This window comes from Pseudomonas sp. 3-2, from assembly GCF_019710535.1.
Classification (GTDB): Bacteria; Pseudomonadota; Gammaproteobacteria; order Pseudomonadales; family Pseudomonadaceae; genus Aquipseudomonas; species Aquipseudomonas pharyngis.
In genome coordinates this window covers 5,593,547-5,606,573 of the sequence record NZ_CP081200.1, presented here as the reverse complement: position 1 = coordinate 5,606,573, position 13,027 = coordinate 5,593,547, and the positions used below count along the sequence as shown (strand labels likewise).

Here is a 13,027-nt window from a genome sequence, read left to right as displayed (position 1 = left end):
GCTTCGGGCATCTCTGGAGATGCTCGATGCCTTTTCGTTATTTCATTAAACAACTTCTATTGCCGCCAGGCCTTCTCTTGTTGCTGCTACTCGTCGCCTGGTGGTTGCGACGTTCGCGGCCGCGACTGGCCGGGCTGTGTTTCGCCCTGGGTTTTGGTGGCTTCTTGCTGATGAGTCTGCCGGTGGTCGTGCAGTGGGGCGCCAAGGCTCTGGAACGCGAGCCGCCGCTGGCCCGGGAAGCATGGACAAATCTGGCGCAGCGCGCCGATGCGATTGTGGTGCTGGGTTCCGGCCGCGAGCGCGGCGATCTGGCCTGGGGTGAAGATCAACCGACCGGTGTCGGGCTCGAGCGCCAACGTTATGCGGCGCGACTGGCCAAGGCGTCGGGGCTGCCGATTCTGACCAGCGGTGGCCTGCATTACGGTACGCCGCCGACTGAAGCGAAACTGATGGCGGATTCATTGCGCGATGACTTCGGCGTGACCGTGCGCTGGCAGGAGGGAGAGAGCCGCACTACGTGGGAGAACGCCGAATTCAGCGCCAAAATGCTGTTGCCGGAAGGCGTCAAACGCATCGTGCTGGTCACCCAGGCCTGGCATATGCCGCGAGCGGTGTGGAGTTATCAACAGGCCGGGTTCGAGGTCGTGCCGGCGCCGGTCGGTTTCCTCGGCACGGACAATGCGCGACCGTTCGGCGGCTGGCTGCCGGAGTTCAAGTCGATCTGGCAGAGCGGGCAGTTGATGAACGAGGCGGTGGGGCAGATCGGCTATTCGCTGTTCTACCGAGGGAATGGCAGCACCGATTGATGCGTTGTCGTTGATGGCGCCTTCGCGAGCAAGCTCGCTCCCACAGTGGTCAACTGTGGGAGCGAGCGATTTCTCAGAGCGTCTTGGACATCCGGTTGGTCATCAGCGCCCAGCCGAACAGCACCACACACAGGATGATCAGCGGCCACGAGCGCCATTGCAGATACGGCGTCAGGTTGTGCATCGGCACCACTTCGCCGTAGAGCACGCCCTGCTCGAACTGCGGAATTCGCTCGGTGATCTGGCCGAACGGGTTGATCAGCCCGGTCACGCCGTTGTTGGTCGCGCGAATCATCCAGCGTCCTGCTTCAAGCGCGCGCATCTGCGCCATTTGCAGGTGTTGCAGCGGGCCGATTGACGTACCGAACCAGGTGTCGTTGCTGATCGTCAGCAGCAGATCGCTGCGTGCCGCCAGGCCTGCGGCGAATTCCGGATACACCACTTCGTAGCAGATGAACGGCGCGATCTGGTAGCCCTTCGCTTGCAACAGCGCCTGATCGGCAGGGCCGCGGGCGAAGTCGGACATCGGCAGGTCGAAGAACGCGATCAGCCCGCGCAGGATGTCCTGCAACGGTACGTATTCGCCGAACGGCACCAGTTTCTGCTTCAGATAAGTGCCGTCGCCTTCGCCGACTACGGTGATGCCGTTGAAGAAGCGTTTTTCGTGACGGACCATTTCGCGGATCGGCACGCCGGTGATCAGCGCCGATTTACGCTCGGCGGCGAAGTTGCCCATCATGGTCAGGTAGCCCTCGGCGGACTCCTTGAGCACCGGGACAGCGGTTTCAGGCCAGATCAACAGGTCGACCGGTTTGGAGCGGAAGCTAAGGTCGCGGTACAGCGCCAGTTGCGCATTGAGCTCGGCCGGGTCCCATTTCATGCTTTGTGCGACGTTGCCCTGAATCGCAGCAACGGTCAGCGGCGCGCCGGCCGGGCTGGTCCAGGCATGACCCTTGAGTGCAATGCCCGCTGCCCATGGTCCTATCAGCAATACCAGCCCAGCAGCGATGAACGCTTTGCGGCGGGTTTGCAGCAGGCGCGGTGCGTTGTAGATCAGTGCAGCGGTCAGTGCGAGGACGAACGACACCAGCCACATGCCGCCCACCGGCGCGAGTCCGGCCAACGGGCCATCGAGCTGGCTGTAACCGGAATACAGCCACGGAAAACCGGTGAGGAACCAGCCGCGGAAAGCTTCCTGGCCTACCCATAGCGCCGCAAATGCAAGGGCGTCGGCCACCGGCGCTTCGTTACGCCGCAACCAGCGCGCCCAGAGCCAGGCGGGCAGGGCGAAGAACCAGGCAATGGCCGCCGTGAAGATCAGCATCAGGAAACCGGCCAGCAGCACCGAAGCTCCGCCGAAGTGGTGGATGCTGTAATAGATCCAACTGGTGCCGGCGCCGAACAGGCCGAAACCGAAGCACCAGCCACGACCCAGTGCCTGACGTGGGCTCAGCTCGCGCAGGCCGGCGTAGAACAGGCCGACCGCCAGCAGGGCCAGCGGCCAGAGATCGAACGGTGCCAGAGCGAAGGTGGTGATTGCACCGGCCGCCACGGCCAGCAGGTTACCGGGCCAGCCGGGGCGGGTTGTCCAGCGCATTTCAGTCCTTAAATTTACCGGGCGATTGGCGTGAGTCGCAGCAAGTGAATCCGACGGCTGTCGGCGTTCAGGATGCGGAAGCGATAGGCGCCGATTTCAGTGATTTCGTTGCGTTTTGGCAAGTGCCCGAACGCGCTCATCACCAGCCCGCCGACGGTGTCGAACTCGTCGTCGGAGAATTCGCTGTCGAAGAATTCGTTGAAGTTTTCGATCGGCGTCAGGGCCTTGATCAGGAAATCACCGCTGGGCAGCGGCTTGATGTAGCTGTCTTCTTCGACGTCGTGTTCGTCTTCGATGTCGCCGACGATCTGCTCGAGCACGTCTTCGATGGTCACCAGACCGGCCACACCACCGTATTCGTCGATCACGATGGCCATGTGGTTGTGGTTGGCGCGGAATTCGCGCAGCAACACGTTCAGGCGCTTGGACTCCGGCACGAAGGTGGCCGGGCGCAGCAGGTCCTTGATGTTGAAGCTGTCGCCGTTCTCCTTGAGGATCAGCGGCAGCAGATCCTTGGCCAGCAGCACGCCCATCACGTCGTCATGGCTTTCGCCGATGACCGGGTAGCGCGAGTGGGCCGAGTCGACCACGGCGGGGAGGAATTCGCGGGGTGTCTGGGTCGCCTTGATGCTGATCATCTGCGAGCGCGGCACCATGATGTCGCGAACCTGCAGGTCAGCCACCTGGATGGCGCCTTCGACGATGGCCAACGCTTCGCTGTCCAGCAGTTTGTTCTGATGTGCATCGCGCAGCAGCTCAAGCAGCTCCTGGCGGTTCTTCGGCTCGTGGGCAAAAGCCTGGGTCAGTTTACCCAGCCATGACTTTTGCCCGTTGCTCGATCGATCTTCGCTCATAGCGATTACTCTGAATCCTTTGTTGTAACAGTAGGGGATGTTTCGGTTTCGTCGTCCGCGTACGGATCGGGATAACCCAATTCGGCAAGCAACTCGCGTTCCAGTGCTTCCATTTCCTCGGCTTCCTCGTCATCTATATGGTCGTAACCAAGCAGATGCAAGCAGCCGTGAATGACCAGATGTGCCCAGTGGGCCTTTAGTTCCTTGCCCTGTACGGCAGCTTCGCGCTCGACCACGGCCACGCAGATCACCAGATCGCCCAGCAATGGAATGTCGAGAAACTCGTCGGGCACTTCGGCGGGAAAGGACAGGACGTTGGTCGCGTAATCCTTGTGCCGCCAGGTGTGGTTCAGTTCGCGGCCTTCTTCCTCGTCGACCAGACGAATGGTCATTTCCGAGTCGGCGGTGCGCTGACGCAAGGCCAGTTCGCACCATTGGCGGAATTCGGCTTCGGTCGGCGCAGACGCTTCGGTCGCGATTTGCAGGTCAAGCTCAAGCATCGTGGCGAGTGTCCTTTGGCGCTTCTTCAGCGATACGCGTCTCGAAGCGCTCGTAGGCTTCGACGATGCGTTGCACCAACGGGTGGCGCACCACGTCTTTGGGCTGGAAATGGGTGAAGCTGATGCCCGGCACATCTTTCAGGACTTCGATGACGTGATGAAGTCCGGATTTGGTGCCACGCGGCAGGTCGACCTGGGTGATGTCGCCGGTGATCACAGCTGTGGAGCCGAAACCGATCCGGGTCAGGAACATCTTCATCTGCTCGACGGTGGTGTTCTGGCTTTCATCGAGAATGATGAAGCTGTTGTTCAGCGTGCGACCGCGCATGTAGGCCAGCGGCGCAACTTCGATCACCTGACGCTCGATCAGCTTGGCCACGTATTCGAAGCCGAGCATCTCGTACAGCGCGTCGTAGAGCGGGCGCAGGTACGGGTCGATCTTCTGCGACAGGTCGCCGGGCAGGAAGCCGAGTTTTTCACCCGCTTCGACCGCCGGACGCACCAGCAGGATGCGCCGGATCTGCTCGCGCTCCAGGGCATCGACGGCGCAGGCCACGGCCAGATAGGTCTTGCCGGTACCGGCGGGGCCGATGCCGAAGTTGATGTCGTTGCCGAGGATTTCCTTCACGTAGCGCAGCTGATTCAAGCCGCGTGGGCGAATCATGCCTTTCTTGGTGCGCAGGGCGACGGAGGCTTCGGCGGGGGCGTGGTTGTCCAGTTGCTCGACGGCCGATTCCTGGAGGAACAGGTGAACCGTATCCGGCGACAGCTCTGAACCCTTGGTTTCCCGGTACAGGCGGCGAATCAGGTTTTCCGCGGAAGTGGTGTGCTTGGGTTCGCCGATCAGCTCGAACTGATTGCCGCGGTTGCGGATCTCGATGGCCAGGCGCTGTTCGATCAGGCGCAGGTGCTCGTCGAACTGCCCGCACAGATTGGCGAAGCGGCGAGCCTCAAAGGGCTCGAGGATAAAACGATGTGGTTCGATGGGTGCGTTCAAGGTCGTATTTAGCCGCCCTGGGGCAATTGGGATGAATTGAAGGATAACGCCAGTGGCGTGGGTGCGAAAGCTCTTAAATAGCGCAAGATCAATCACAGTTCCTGTGGGAGCGGGCTTGCTCGCGAAAGCGGTGTGTCAGCACAGTCAATAGTGGCTGATACGACGTCTTCGCGAGCAAGCCCGCTCCCACAAGGGAAATATGCGGTGTTACTGGATCAGCGAGCCGCGCAGCGAGTGCGGTTGCGCCGCGTCGATGTGCACGTCGGCGAACTGGCCGATCAGGGTCGGATTGTCGCAGCGGAAGTTGACGATACGGTTATTCTCGGTTCGCCCTTGCAGCTCGCCCGGGTCTTTCTTCGAATAATCGGTCACCAGAATCCGCTGGATCGAACCGACCATTTGTCGGCTGATCTCGAACCCTTGCTGATTCAAACGGTGCTGCAAGGCGTTCAGGCGTTCTTTCTTCAGTTCTTCCGGGGTGTCGTCGGCCAGATCGGCGGCCGGGGTGCCCGGGCGCTGGCTGTAGACGAACGAGTAGGAAAAGTCGAAACCGACGTCGGCAATCAGCTTCATGGTCTGTTCGAAGTCTTTCTCGGTTTCCCCCGGGAAGCCGACGATGAAGTCCGAACTGATGCAGATGCCCGGTACGGCGGCGCGCAGTTTGCGCAGCTTGGATTTGTACTCCAGTGCCGTGTGGTTGCGCTTCATCGCGGCCAGGATCCGGTCCGAACCCGACTGCACCGGCAAGTGCAGGTGCTTCACCAGTTCCGGCACTTCGGCATGGGCCTGGATCAGGCTGTCGGAGAACTCCAGCGGGTGCGAGGTGGTGTAGCGGATGCGGTCGATGCCGTCGACCGCCGCGACCACGCGGATCAGTTCCGCCAGATCCGCCAGGCGACCGTCGTGGGTCAACCCGCGATAACCGTTGACGTTCTGCCCCAGCAGGGTCACTTCACGCACACCGTTTTCGGCCAGGTGGATGATCTCGGCGATCACGTCGTCGAACGGGCGGCTGACTTCTTCGCCGCGGGTGTAAGGCACCACGCAGAACGTGCAGTACTTGCTGCAGCCTTCCATCACCGACACGTAGGCGCTGGGGCCGTCGATGCGCGGCTCGGGCAGGTGGTCGAATTTTTCGATTTCCGGGAACGAGACGTCGACTTGCGGCAGCTTGCTGATGCGCGCGGCGTCGATCATTTCCGGCAGGCGGTGCAGGGTCTGCGGGCCGAACACCACGTCGACATACGGCGCGCGATCACGGATCGCCGCGCCTTCCTGGCTGGCCACGCAACCGCCGACGGCGATCACCATGTCCGGGTTCGCCAGTTTCAGTTCGCGCCAGCGGCCGAGCTGGGAGTACACCCGGTCCTGGGCGCGTTCGCGGATCGAGCAGGTGTTGAGCAGGATCACGTCGGCATCTTCGGCGCGCGCCGTGACTTCCAGGGCCTGGTGTTCGCCCAGCAGATCGACCATGCGCGAGCTGTCGTACTCGTTCATCTGGCAACCGTGGGTTTCGATGTAAAGCTTCTTGGCCATGGAATAGGGTCGTCACGTGGTTCAAAGAACCGCGCATTATAGGGAACATGTCCCCAGGTTCCTACCGCTGTGCGTCCGGTGGCTATGCTATAGTTCGCGCCCTCATTTTTTACCCCGATGCTGTCTGCCCGCCATGACCAAACGCGAAGCTCCAATCTACAAGGTGATTTTCCTCAACCAGGGCCAGGTGTTCGAAATGTACGCCAAACAGATCTATCAAAGTGATCTGTGGGGCTTCCTGGAAGTGGAAGAGTTCGTCTTTGGCGAGCGCACGCAAGTCGTCGTCGACCCGAGCGAAGAAAAGCTCAAGGCGCAGTTCGAAGGTGTGGTGCGCAGCTTTGTGCCGATGCACTCGATCGTGCGCATCGACGAGGTCGAGCGTCTGGGAACGCCGAAGATCAGCGAAGCCCGTGGCGGCGTTGGTAACGTGATGCCGTTTCCGATGCCGATGCCTGAGAAGTAAACCGTAAGACCGAGTCGCCTCATTCGCGAGCAAGCCAGAAAAATCTATAGAGAAATCAGGGAAGGGGCGAGAACGGCGTACGCCCGTCGGCGCTTTGCAGTTCCATCAGGTATTTACGGAAAATTTGCCCGAGCACCTGGGTGGCGGTTTCCAGATCCTCGCGGGACATCTTTTCAGAAACTTCGTCGGCGGTGTCGAGCGCGTCTTCGGCGCCGTTGACCGCCGCCATCTTCAGCACGATGTAGGCCTGAATGTTGTTGGCCTGCACGCCTTCCCCGTGGAAGAACATGGTGCCGAGCTTGAACTGCGCCTGGGCGTGACCCTGCAGCGAGGCCTTTTCGAAATAGCTCAGGGCTTGATTGAGGTCGCGCGGCGTATTCTTGCCGTCGTAGTAGAACTCACCCAACTCGTATTGCGCTTGCGCATCCCCCTCGTCCGCCGCTTTCTGGCAGGCGGCGAGGGCCTGCGTGACGTCTTGCGGCTGAGTATTGAGGGTGCAGCGACCCATCGCCGGGATCAACAACGAGTTGCCGCCTGCTTGTGCATGTGCGAGCAGCGGCTGAAGGAGCAACAGGCAGCCCAAGGCAAGGGTGCGGCCGGTGCGGTTCATGGGAATCGACTTACCTCTGAAGGGCGCGCGGACCCGTCGAGGGATCCAATAAGCGCGCATTATGAAATAAGCAGGGCCATCCTTACAAAGTCTTTACTCGATTTTCTGCTGCGCGGGAAATATATCGCCCACTTTATGGGAGATTTTTGGCAGGCATGTCGGAAAAGGCGTGCAGATGTAGGAGAACGCTGACGCTGGCAATGGCCAACGTCAGCGGCGGGGCGTTTTACTTCAACTTGGCGAAGGCGCGTTCGGCAGCGTCGAGGGTCAGTTTCAGTTCGGCTTCGCCGTGGGCGATCGAGGTGAAACCGGCTTCGAAGGCGCTCGGTGCCAGGTACACGCCACCTTCCAGCATCAGGTGGAAGAAGCGGCCGAACAGCGCTGCATCGCTGGCCATTACGTCTTCAAACGTAACAATGTCGTCGGCACCGCTGAAGTACAGACCGAACATGCCGCCCGCCTGGGTGGTCACGAACGGAATGCCGGCGGCATCGGCGCGCTGTTGCAGGCCGTCGAGCAGGCGCGTGGTGTAGTCGGTCAGCTCGGCGTGGAAACCCGGACGGCTGATCAGGCGCAGGGTGGTCAGGCCGGCGGCCATCGCCAGCGGGTTACCCGACAAGGTACCCGCCTGATAGACCGGACCCAGCGGCGCGATGCGCTCCATGATCGAGCGCTTGCCGCCGAAGCAGCCGACCGGCATGCCGCCGCCGATGATCTTGCCGAAGGTGGTCAGGTCCGGGGTCACGCCGTAGTAGGCCTGGGCACCGCCGAGGGCGACGCGGAAACCGGTCATCACTTCGTCGAAAATCAGCACCACGCCGTGCTTGTCGCACAGGCTGCGCAGGCCTTCCAGGAAACCCGGCGCCGGTGGTACGCAGTTCATGTTGCCGGCCACTGGCTCGACGATGATGCACGCGACGTCCTGGCCGACTTCGGCGAGCATTTTTTCAACCGCGTCGATGTCGTTGAACGGCAGGGTCAGGGTGTGTTTGGCGAACGCTGCCGGTACGCCGGCCGAGCTTGGTACGCCTTGGGTCAGTGCGCCGGAGCCGGCCTTGACCAGCAGGCTGTCGGAGTGACCGTGGTAGCAGCCTTCGAACTTGATGATGCTGTCGCGGCCGGTGAAACCACGGGCCAGACGGATCGCGCTCATGGTCGCTTCGGTGCCGGAGCTGACCATGCGCACCATCTCCATCGACGGCACCAGCGAGCAGACCAGGTCGGCCATCTCGGTTTCCATCGCGGTCGGCGCGCCGTAGGACAGGCCGTGCTGCAACTGGTTACGCACTGCGTCCAGCACGTCCGGGTGGCTGTGGCCGAGGATCATCGGGCCCCAGGAGCCGACGTAATCCACATAACGCTTGTCGTCTTCGTCAGTGACGTAGGCGCCTTCGGCGTGCTTGAAGAACAGCGGCGTGCCGCCAACGCTCTTGAACGCGCGCACCGGCGAGTTCACGCCACCGGGAATGTGTTTCTGGGCGTTGGCAAACAGGGTTTCGGAACGAGACATGATCGGGCTCTCAGACTTTTAATAATTCATTGAAGGCGCGGGCGCGGCGGGTCACTTCGGCGCTGCTGTCGGCGCCGAACAGGCCATGGACCACGGCCAGCAGATCGACACCGTGGGCCACCAATGGCGCAGCGTTGTCGAGGGTGATGCCGCCGATCGCGCAGATCGGCAGGTGCAGGGTGCGCTTGGCTTCGTCGAGCAGATCGAGGCTGCAACTCGGTGCACCGGGTTTGGTGTTGGAATTGAAGAACCGACCGAAGGCGACGTAACTCGCGCCTTCCCTGGCGGCCTGTTCGGCCAGTTCCAGCTGCGCGTGGCAGGTCGAACCGATGATCGCCTTGGAGCCGAGCAGGGCGCGGGTCGGCGACAGCGGGCCGTCGGTCTGGCCCAGGTGCACGCCGACGTTCAGGCGCGCGGCCAGTTCGGCGTCATCGTTGATGATCAGTTGCGTCTTGTAGCGCTCGCACAGATCGCGCAGGGCTTCGGCCTCACGCAGACGGCGGGCCTCGTCGCTGCTCTTGTCGCGGTATTGCAGCAGGGTGACGCCGCCTTCCAGCGCCGCCTCCACGTAGGACAGAAACTTGCCGGCCAGCAACTGGCTGTCGGTGATGGCATACAGGCCACGTAGTTTCATCGCGCAGACCTCAGGCTCGGAACATCAGGAACAGAAATCCAGCGGCAGACGACGCGGCACGAACTGGCCTTTGCCCAGCTGTTCGGCATCGCGCAGGGTGCGCCAAGTGTAATCCAGCGCAGTACGCACCGCGCTGGCGAGGTTTTCGCCCAGTGCCAGGCGGCCGGCGAGGGTGCTGGCCAGGGTGCAGCCGGAACCGTGATAGCTGCCGGGCAGGCGCTGGCACTTGAAGGTTTCGCGCAGACCGTCGCGGCTGTACAGGCGGTTGTGGATTTCGGTTTCGTCGCCGTGACCGCCGGTGATCAGCAGGTTCTTGATGAACGGCAGGAGTTTTTCAGCGCACTCGTCCGCGGTGCCTTCCGGCAGTTCGGCAAGGATCCGGGCTTCGGGAAGGTTGGGGGTGGCGATGATCGACAGCGGCAGCAGGCGTTCGCGCATGGCGTAGCCGACTTCGTCCTTGCCCAGGCGTCCGCCGCCGCCGGCACGCAGCACCGGGTCGCAGACCACTGGCAAGTGCGGGTGCGCCTGGAGCAGTTCGACGACGGTGTCGACCATTTCCAGGGAACCGAGCATGCCCAGTTTCACCGCCGCGACTTCGGAGTCGTTGAGCACGGCATTGGCCTGGGCCAGTACCCACTCACGGTCGAGGACGCGAAAGTCAGTGACGTTGACGGTGTCTTGCACGGTCAGGGCGGTGACGGCCGGAGCCGCATGGCAACCCTGAGCGAGCAGGGCTTCGATATCTGCCTGCAGGCCGGCGCCACCACTGGGGTCGTGGCCGGAGAGACAGAGGACAACGGGGCGTGAGCTGTAGATATTCATGGTGCGCGAGCTTACCACCAAACCTGTTTTCCGGGTGTTGTGGCGCAGTGCGCGGCCGATAACCCGGGTAGCGAGATCCACAGCGCTTGCCACAATCTGACCGAGCCAACAGCTCTAGTCCGGTGTTTTGCTCTGGAACGCCCGTTCTAGAGCCTTTGTGGGAAAAATTTCCATGGTGCTCAATGGCCATCAACGGCTATGCTAGAGTGGATCCAAACCAATAACAGGTAATACCGGTTTTACGTCATCTCAAAGGGAATGGGGGGCTTCCTGACACAACCGGCCAAGCCACGCTGGGGCTTCAATGCGCTATTTGTTGATGTTGCTGTTCTGCTTGCCCCTCCTGGCAAGCGCCGTCGAGTTCGACGAGTTCACCCAGAGCCTCCCGCTGGGTCGATCCCTGCAAGTGTTCGAAGACCCGAGCGGTGAGGCGAGCATTGCCGACGTCCGCGCGCAAGCCGCCGCCGGAAACTTCAAACCCCATGACAAAGCCACGCTCAATGCCGGTTATTCGCGCTCGGCGTTCTGGCTGAAGATCGACCTGCATTACCGCCCGACCAACCCGTCGGCGCAGCGCAGCTGGCTGCTGGAACTGGCGTATCCGCCGCTCGATCATCTCGACCTGTATCTGCCCGATGCCGCCGGCGACTACCGTCTGGTGCGGCAGACCGGGGACGCCTTGCCGTTCGCCAGTCGCGAGATCCGCCAGAACAATTACCTGTTCGACCTGGCGTTCAAGCCGGATCAGCAACGAACCGTTTACCTGCGGTTGTCCAGCGAAGGCTCGATCCAGGCGCCGGTAACGTTGTGGTCGAGCACCGCGTACCTCGAAGACCAGCCGGTGCGCCTGTACGTGCTGGGGATCATATATGGCGTGCTGTTGGGGATGCTGGTCTACAACCTGTTCATTTACCTCAGCGTGCGCGACACCAGTTACCTCTATTACATCTTCTATATCGCTTCGTTCGGCCTTTATCAGCTCTCGGTCAACGGCGCGGCGGTCGAGTATTTCTGGCCGGATAACCCGTGGTGGGCCAACGCCGCCACGCCGTTCTTCATCGGTTGTGCGGGGCTGTTCGGCAGCCAGTTCGCCCGCAGCTTCCTGCAGACCAGGAACCACAGCCGCTGGCTCGATCGCCTGCTGATTGCCCTGATAGCGTTCGGCGCCGTGGTGATCGGCCTGTCGTTGATGACCAGTTATGGCCTGGCCCTGCGCCTGGCGACGACCCTGGCCCTGACCTTTACCGTGGTGATTTTCGCCGCCGGGATCCTGGCCTGGTGGCGCGGCCTGCGGGTGGCGCGCTATTTCATCATTGCCTGGTCGGCGTTCCTGATCGGCGGCATCGTCAACACCATGATGGTGCTGGGCCTGCTGCCGAATGTGTTCCTGACCATGTACGCCAGCCAGATCGGTTCGGCCATTGAAGTGGCGCTGCTGTCCCTGGCGCTGGCTGACCGCATCAACGCCATGCGCGAACAACAGGCGCAGACCCTGTTCGACGCCGGCCAGAAACTTGAAGTGCTGAACCAGCAATTGGCCCACAGCAACAAGCTCAAGGACGAATTCCTCGCGACCCTGACCCACGAACTACGCACGCCGATGAACGGGGTGATCGGTTCGCTGGAGCTGATGCAGACCGTCGAACTCGATCCGGAACTGGAGCAATACCAGCAGACCGCCGCCGGTTCGGCGCGAGACATGATGCGCATGGTCAACGGCATCCTGACCCTGACCGAATTGCAGGCCGGCAAGCTCAAGGCCACGCCGGGCAGTTTCAGCCTGCGCGGGGTGGTCGAGGCGTTGCGGATGCAGTTCGATGGCAATGCTTCGAGCAAGTCGCTGGACTTCAAGGTCGACGTGCTGCCGACCCTGCCGGATCGCCTGCACGGCGACAGCGCCAAACTCGCGCAATGCCTGGAATGCCTGCTGGACAACGCGATCAAGTTCACCCGCGTCGGCGGCCTCGCCTTGCGGGTCACCGGCAAACCGTCGACGGACAATCGCCTGGCGCTGTCCTTCGCGGTGATCGACACCGGCATCGGTTTTACCGATCTGGGCGAGGCGACGATGTATCAGCGGTTCTTCCAGCTCGACGGCTCGATGACCCGCGAATATGGCGGGCTGGGCGTCGGCCTGGCGATCTGCCGTCAACTGGTGGAATTGCTCGGTGGCAAGCTCACGCACCGTTCCGAACCGGGGAGTGGCAGCCGCTTTCAACTGGATGTCGAGTTTGAGTTGCCGGAAGTGGAAGCCGTGCCCGCGTTCAGCCGCGACACCGTGCGCGCGCCGCAGGATTGCACCGTGCTGCTGGTGGACGACAACAGCGTCAACCAGTTGGTGATGCGCGGCATGTTGCTCAAGCTCGGATTTCGGGTGCGCACTGCCGACCACGGCGCGGCGGCGCTCGACTGTTTGCAGCGCGAGCGCTTCGATGCGGTGCTGATCGACTGCCAGTTGCCGCCGCTCGACGGGGCATCGCTGTGTTGCCAGATTCGTGACCTGCCGGGATGCGCTCATCTGCCGGTGTTCATGATCGCGCTGGGGGCGGATCGCGAGCATTGTGCGTCGGGTGGCTCGATCGACTACCTGAGCAAACCGGTGAAATTCGAGGATCTGCAGGTGGCGATGCAGCGGCGGGTGTTGAGTTGCTGACAGGGTGAAAGCGTCGGTATTAAGGCCGATATGACACTTTGATCG

12 protein-coding genes are annotated in these 13,027 nt (G+C 61.9%); 3 read left to right on the top strand and 9 right to left on the bottom strand.

Annotated elements, in window-relative coordinates:
• Nucleotides 1-26 precede the first annotated feature (26 nt).
• Nucleotides 27-806, top strand: coding sequence for a YdcF family protein (locus tag K3819_RS25440; RefSeq protein ID WP_221398164.1), 780 nt, complete (start codon nucleotides 27-29; stop codon nucleotides 804-806).
• A 73-nt stretch (nucleotides 807-879) separates the two neighbouring features.
• Here the strand turns inward: K3819_RS25440 and lnt are convergent, their stop codons facing one another.
• The 5 genes from lnt to miaB form a co-directional block, all read right to left on the bottom strand.
• Nucleotides 880-2,403 (bottom strand): apolipoprotein N-acyltransferase, encoded by a 1,524-nt coding sequence (gene lnt / locus K3819_RS25435; protein WP_039771840.1) that lies wholly within the window; start codon nucleotides 2,401-2,403, stop codon nucleotides 880-882.
• Between the two features lie 14 nt (nucleotides 2,404-2,417).
• Nucleotides 2,418-3,257 carry an HlyC/CorC family transporter gene (locus K3819_RS25430; RefSeq protein WP_007909641.1) on the bottom strand — a complete coding sequence of 280 codons (840 nt, stop codon included), beginning with the start codon at nucleotides 3,255-3,257 and terminating at the stop codon, nucleotides 2,418-2,420.
• 5 nt (nucleotides 3,258-3,262) lie between these two features.
• A complete protein-coding gene (ybeY, locus tag K3819_RS25425; RefSeq protein ID WP_085612555.1) occupies nucleotides 3,263-3,757 on the bottom strand; it encodes an rRNA maturation RNase YbeY in 495 nt (164 codons plus the stop codon).
• Entirely contained in the window at nucleotides 3,750-4,754 is a 1,005-nt protein-coding gene (locus K3819_RS25420) for a PhoH family protein (RefSeq protein WP_085612556.1), read from the bottom strand. The genes ybeY and K3819_RS25420 overlap by 8 nt, the downstream gene beginning before the upstream one ends.
• Nucleotides 4,755-4,961: 207 nt before the next feature.
• Nucleotides 4,962-6,290 (bottom strand): tRNA (N6-isopentenyl adenosine(37)-C2)-methylthiotransferase MiaB, encoded by a 1,329-nt coding sequence (gene miaB, locus K3819_RS25415; RefSeq protein WP_064382169.1) that lies wholly within the window; start codon nucleotides 6,288-6,290, stop codon nucleotides 4,962-4,964.
• 133 nt (nucleotides 6,291-6,423) lie between these two features.
• Here miaB and K3819_RS25410 point away from each other — a divergent pair, with 133 nt between their 5' ends.
• On the top strand, nucleotides 6,424-6,753 hold the full coding sequence (locus tag K3819_RS25410) for a DUF1820 family protein (RefSeq protein ID WP_027617776.1): 330 nt from the start codon (nucleotides 6,424-6,426) through the stop codon (nucleotides 6,751-6,753).
• A gap of 55 nt (nucleotides 6,754-6,808) precedes the next feature.
• Here K3819_RS25410 and K3819_RS25405 read toward each other — a convergent pair whose 3' ends face one another.
• From K3819_RS25405 to K3819_RS25390, 4 genes are all read right to left on the bottom strand, one after another.
• The gene (locus tag K3819_RS25405; RefSeq protein ID WP_085612557.1) at nucleotides 6,809-7,363 is read right to left on the bottom strand and encodes a tetratricopeptide repeat protein; all 555 of its coding nucleotides are present in this window, start codon (nucleotides 7,361-7,363) and stop codon (nucleotides 6,809-6,811) included.
• Between the two features lie 226 nt (nucleotides 7,364-7,589).
• A complete protein-coding gene (hemL, locus tag K3819_RS25400) occupies nucleotides 7,590-8,873 on the bottom strand; it encodes a glutamate-1-semialdehyde 2,1-aminomutase (RefSeq protein ID WP_064599654.1) in 1,284 nt (427 codons plus the stop codon).
• A 10-nt stretch (nucleotides 8,874-8,883) separates the two neighbouring features.
• Nucleotides 8,884-9,507: a thiamine phosphate synthase gene (gene thiE, locus K3819_RS25395; RefSeq protein ID WP_085612558.1), complete on the bottom strand. Its 624-nt coding sequence runs from the start codon at nucleotides 9,505-9,507 to the stop codon at nucleotides 8,884-8,886.
• Nucleotides 9,508-9,531: 24 nt separating this feature from the next.
• Nucleotides 9,532-10,329 (bottom strand): hydroxymethylpyrimidine/phosphomethylpyrimidine kinase, encoded by a 798-nt coding sequence (locus K3819_RS25390; protein WP_039771996.1) that lies wholly within the window; start codon nucleotides 10,327-10,329, stop codon nucleotides 9,532-9,534.
• Between the two features lie 304 nt (nucleotides 10,330-10,633).
• On the opposite strand from K3819_RS25390, the gene K3819_RS25385 reads away from it, so the two are divergent.
• A complete protein-coding gene (locus K3819_RS25385; RefSeq protein WP_221398163.1) occupies nucleotides 10,634-12,982 on the top strand; it encodes a hybrid sensor histidine kinase/response regulator in 2,349 nt (782 codons plus the stop codon).
• The last annotated feature ends 45 nt before the right edge of the window (nucleotides 12,983-13,027 follow it).